A 4,979-nucleotide genomic window follows, 5' to 3' on the forward strand; every position below is an offset into this window, starting at 1 on the left:
GCGGCGGCGCCGAGTGGATCGAGAACGACGTCCAGCCCAGCCGCGACGGTGTGCCGTACGTGCTGCACGACGACACCGTCGACCGCACCACCAACGGCAGGGGCCGTATCCGCGACCTGAGCGCCGCCCAGCTCGACGCCCTGGACGCGGGCTCCTGGTTCGGACCGACCTACGCGGGCGCCCGGGTCCCGAGCCTGGCAGCCCAGCTGGAGGACCTGCGCACCCGCGGCGGCAACCTCCTCCTGGAGATCAAGGGCCCGCACACCCGCCAGGAGGTCGCCCGGATCGTCCAGGAGATCCGCGACCACGGCATGACCGGCCGGGTCTTCGTGCAGAGCTTCGAGACCGACGCCCTGCGCCACACCCGCGAGCTGGCCCCCGAGCTGCCGCTGGGCCTGCTGCGCGGCAGCCTCGACGCGGACCCGGTGGCCCTGTCGAAGGAACTCGGGCTGGCCGCCTACAACCCGTCCGACGGCGCCCTCGCCTCCCGGCCCGGCGTGGTCAACGACCTGCACACGGCCGGCGTCGCGGTCAACGTCTGGACCGTCGACTCGGCCACCCGCTGGAAGGCCCTGGAAGCCGCCGGCGTCGACGGCATCATCACCAACCGCCCCGCCGAACTCGCGGGCTGGAACGCCGCCTGGCTCCAGGGCGGCACCGTCACCACCCCGCCGGCCGCGCCCACCGTGGCGATCACCTCGCCGGCCGCCGGCGCGACCCTGGACCGCGCCCAGCAGCCGGTGACCGCCGTGCAGGCGAGCGGCGCCGACACCGTCAAGCTGACCCTGGACGGCAAGGAGCTGCCGGCCGGCTCGGCCCTCGACACCACCGCGCTGGCACTCGGCAAGCACACCCTGCGCGCCGAGGCCACCGGCCCCGGCGGCCGCGCCGAGACGACCGCCGAGTTCACCGTCGCGGCCACCCCGACCGGTCTGGCCTCGCTGGTGCTCACCTCCGGCGCCGACCGCAACGCCGTCGCCACCCTGACCGTGATGCTCGGCCAGGGCCAGTACCAGCCGCTGGCCCACTGGGCCGACAACCAGGCCGGGCGCGGCATCCCCGCCGACCGGGCCCGTCTGATCGCCGGTGACGCCCGCGTCCTCGACGCCGCCCCGCGGAGCTGACCTCCGCACCCGGCGCCCCACCCGGGGACCTCGTGCCGCCCGCTGCGGCACGAGGTCCCCCTCCGTTCCGGGACCGTTCCCGCGACCGCCCCGGAAGCGTCGACCACCCCGCCCTCCCGCCCCCCGATCGACGGCCACGGCGCCGACCGCGACCACCGCCACGGCGCGCCCGGGAGGAGCTGGACCGCGGCGCCCCTGCACGTCCTCGCCGAGACCGGCGCCGCCCTCACCCTCGCCACCTGCCCGGGCGTCGGGCAGTAGGCCCGACCACCTGGATCGCCTCGCTGCGCACCGGCGACCAGGAGGCCCGTCGGCAGGGCATCGAGAACCTCGCCGCCGGCCGCTGGGAACCAGCCCCTGGACCTGGCGGGACACCGTGATGCTCAGCGATTTCACCTCCCACGAGTACTTCGGCGTGCACCGCTTCCTCACCCCGGACGGGCGGCCGCGGCACTACTGCGTCAACTTCGAGCGCCCGCCACCGCCGGACGGCGATCGGCATCGACACCTTCGACCGCTTCGTGGACCTGGTCGTCGGCCCCGGTCTGTCCACCCACCACTGGAAGGACGCCCACGGCAGGTCGATCGCGCCCGCGCACGGGCACTCGCCCTGCTCGACGACCGCGCGGGACCGTTCGCACCTGGAATCGATCCCTGGGAACCGCCATCGCCGTTCCCGTTGCCCGTTCTGCCTCGGGCACCCTCACCGAGCCGGTGGGGGCGGTCGGCGGCTGAGGCCGACCGCGCCCCGGGAGCGTCAGACGGCACCGGGGGAGGCCCGCGCCGGGGGCGCCGAATCCGCGCCGGCCGCGCCGCAGGCCGCCTCGACGGCGTTCGGCGGCTCGCTCGCCGCCCGGCCCCAGCGGCCGACGAGCAGGGCCCCGGCCACCAGTTGGAGCTGGTGGTACACCATCAGCGGCAGTACCAGCAGCCCGGCCTGCGGTCCGAAGAGCACGGTGGCCATCGGCAGTCCGCTGGCCAGGCTCTTCTGCGAGCCGCACAGCACCGCCGCGATCCCGGAGGCCCGGTCGAGGCCCAGCAGCCGCGTGCCGAGCCGGACGGCGAGCAGGGTGGCCGCGAGCAGGACCAGCAGGACCGTCCCCAGTACGACCAGCGCCGCAGGTGTGACGGTGGACCAGACGCCCTGCGCCACCGCTCCGCTGAACGCGGTGTAGACGACCAGCAGGATCGAGGCCCGGTCGACCGGCGCCAGTACCCGGCGGTGCCGGCTCAGGAAGCCGCCGATGCACGGTCGCAGCAGCTGCCCGAGCAGGAACGGCGCGAGCAGCTGCACGAGGATCCGCAGCAGCCCGTCGGCCGACAGCGCCGCGTGGGCCCCCAGCAGCCAGGCCGCGAGCAGCGGCGTCAGCACCAGCCCCGCCAGACTGGAGTAGGTACCGGCGCAGATCGCGGCCGGGACGTTCCCCCGGGCGGCGCCGGTGAGCGCCACCGACGACTGCACCGTGGACGGCACCAGGCAGAGGAACAGCACCCCGGTGCGCAGCTCCTCGGTGAGCGGGCCGGGCGCGAGCGTGGTCACCACCGCCCCGAGCACCGGGAACAGGACGAAGGTGGCGGCCAGCACGAGCCCGTGCAACCGCAGGTGGCGCAGCCCGGCGAGTGTCTCACGGGTGGAGAGGCGGGCGCCGTACAGGAAGAAGAGCAGCCCCACCGCGAGGCCGCAGGCCAGTTCCGCACCGCGCGCCGCCCGCCCGGTGGCGGGCAGCAGCGCGGCCAGCGCCACCGCCCCGGCCAACGCCGCCACATAGGGGTCGAGCACGCGCCACCACGGCCGCCGCCGCTCGTCGCCGCCCGGCGGACGGCCCCGGGCCGCCGGCGGTGCCCGGTGCTGACGGACCGTGGTCATTCCTCGTTCCCCTCCTCGGACTCCGGGGGCGCGGGAGCGGTGCCCAGCAGACCGCCGACCAGGGTGGTGGAGCCGTCGTGGTCGCTGCCGGCCGCTCCACGCCCGATCAGCAGGTCGGCCGTCCGGTCGATCTCGATGATCGAATCCGCCTCGGAGTTGTCGATCAGCGTGACCAGGCCGCGCTCGGCGGTACCGGCCACCGCCGGCGCGGCGGCGCAGCCGAGCACGGCGCAGGCGGCGACCACCGCGACCGCACCGGCTCGCGGCAGGGCGCCGGGGGCTCGGAACCTCACACGCCCACCTCCTCGCGGGCCTGCGGGCGCGGGATGTTGCGCTCCAGCAGCTCGGTGGACTCGCGCACGCCGACCGCCTGCCGCTCCCCGGCGGAGGCCGGCAGCCGTCCGTCCGCCACCTTGAGCCCGGCGAGCGCCTCGTCCATCGCCCGATGGGCCGCGAACAGGCAGGGCGTGCTGTAGATGGCGACGTCCACGCCGAGCGCGCCCAGCTCGGAGAGCGACAGCCGGGGCGACTTGCCGCCGGCGATCTGGTTGAACAGCAGCGGCTTGTCACCCACCACCTGGCGGATCCGGCGGATCCACTCCTCGCTGCGCACGCCGTCGACCAGCACCACGTCCGCGTCGGTGGCGGCGAGCGCCTCGGCCCGGCGCAGGATGTCGGCCTCCTCGGTGGCGTCCGTGCGGGCCACCACGACGAGGTCGGTGCGGGTGGCGAGGACCTGCTCCAGCTTCGCCAGGTACTCGTCGAGGGGCAGCACCTGCTTGCCGTCGGCGTGGCCGCAGCGGCGCGGCCGCTTCTGGTCCTCAAGGATGACGCCCGAGGCGCCGATCCGCTCCAGCCGCCGCACCACGTGGCAGGCCACCTCGGGATCGACGTAGCCGTCGTCGATGTCGACCAGCAGGTGGTGCCGGGGGAAGGCGCCGCGCAGCCGCTCGACGAAGGCGACCATGTCCGGCCAGGCGATGAAGCCGATGTCGGGCAGGCCGTAGTAGGAGGCCGCGAAACCGAAGCCGGAGACGAACATGCCGTCGTAGTGCGCGGCCGCGATGGAGGCGGAGTACATGTCGTAGACACCGATGAGCGGGGCGGTCCCCGGGGCGGCGATCCGCTCGCGCAGCCGCTGCCCGTAGCCGTCGTGAAGGTTCTCGTGACGCAACGCCATCTCCTCGTCTGCCAGGGACCCGTGCGGGACGTGCACGGTCCTTTGCCATAAATTGGCCATTCCAAGAGCCAACTGAGACGCCATCACTATGCTGGCTTTAATGTTCCGTGGGCAAATCTTTAAAGGAACTTCCCTCGTTAGGGTGAATGCGGTCATATTTATCTGGTGAATCCGATGAATTCACCAGGCAGGGAACGCCGGAAGGCCCGGGCGGATCGGGCGGATCGGGTGGGTGCGACGCACCGACGGGGGCGTCCGCGCGACGGGATCAGCGCAGCACGGTGAACACCAGCGCGCAGACGCCGCCGAGCGCCGTCCCGGCCACCACCTGGGCCGGCGTGTGCGCCCTGAGCACCAGCCGCGACCAGCCCGCCGCCACCGGGAGCGAGGCCGCGGCGACCACCAGCGCCGGCGACGCCGGACCGGGCGCCGGCGGCAGGATCATCGCCGTCCCCCCGGCCACCGCGTTGTGCAGCGAGATCTGCCACCACACCGTCACGGCCGGCGCCGCGACCAGCCCGGCCGGCATCGCCACCACCAGCGCTCCCACCTCCGCCGGGGCGGGCAGCAGGTGCAGCAGCGCCACGCCGGTGACCACCGAGAGCAGGCTGACCCCCATCGGGAGCACGCGCTGGCGGCGCACCCGGATGTGCTTGCCGGTCAGCGCGCCGCGCCGCACCCCCAGCGCGATGACGCCGAGCGGCACCACCCCGCAGAACAGCGCCGCCAGGAGCCCCCAGCCGACCCCGCTCCAGCCGTCCCCGGCGTGCGCGCCGACCACCAGCAACAGCGCGATCACCAGCGGGAC

Annotated in this window: 5 protein-coding genes; 1 reads left to right on the forward strand and 4 read right to left on the reverse strand. The window is 74.6% G+C overall.

Features of this window, described 5'->3' with window-relative positions; genetic code table 11:
• The coding region (locus ABD308_RS33355; protein WP_344343387.1) for a glycerophosphodiester phosphodiesterase family protein at positions 1–1,124 on the forward strand (1,124 nt) is incomplete at its 5' end.
• A 757-nt stretch (positions 1,125–1,881) separates the two neighbouring features.
• Here the strand turns inward: ABD308_RS33355 and ABD308_RS33360 are convergent.
• The 4 genes from ABD308_RS33360 to ABD308_RS33375 form a co-directional block, all read right to left on the reverse strand.
• Positions 1,882–2,991, reverse strand: coding sequence for a bile acid:sodium symporter family protein (locus ABD308_RS33360; RefSeq protein WP_344343389.1), 1,110 nt, complete (start codon positions 2,989–2,991; stop codon positions 1,882–1,884).
• A complete protein-coding gene (locus ABD308_RS33365) occupies positions 2,988–3,284 on the reverse strand; it encodes a hypothetical protein (RefSeq protein ID WP_344343391.1) in 297 nt (98 codons plus the stop codon). Before ABD308_RS33365 ends, ABD308_RS33360 begins: the two co-directional genes overlap by 4 nt.
• On the reverse strand, positions 3,281–4,171 hold the full coding sequence (locus ABD308_RS33370) for an isocitrate lyase/PEP mutase family protein (RefSeq protein ID WP_344343393.1): 891 nt from the start codon (positions 4,169–4,171) through the stop codon (positions 3,281–3,283). Before ABD308_RS33370 ends, ABD308_RS33365 begins: the two co-directional genes overlap by 4 nt.
• A 268-nt stretch (positions 4,172–4,439) precedes the next feature.
• A partial coding sequence (locus ABD308_RS33375) for a phosphatase PAP2 family protein (RefSeq protein ID WP_344343395.1) occupies positions 4,440–4,979 on the reverse strand: 540 nt, incomplete at its 5' end.

It is taken from the genome of Kitasatospora putterlickiae, from assembly GCF_039527695.1.
Taxonomy (GTDB): domain Bacteria; phylum Actinomycetota; class Actinomycetes; order Streptomycetales; family Streptomycetaceae; genus Kitasatospora; species Kitasatospora putterlickiae.

Excerpts from the sequence above, each read along its gene's own strand:
- ABD308_RS33360 (WP_344343389.1), bottom strand. The coding sequence starts at position 2,991 with ATGACCACGGTCCGTCAGCACCGGGCACCGCCGGCGGCCCGGGGCCGT.
- ABD308_RS33370 (WP_344343393.1), bottom strand. The coding sequence starts at position 4,171 with ATGGCGTTGCGTCACGAGAACCTTCACGACGGCTACGGGCAGCGGCTG.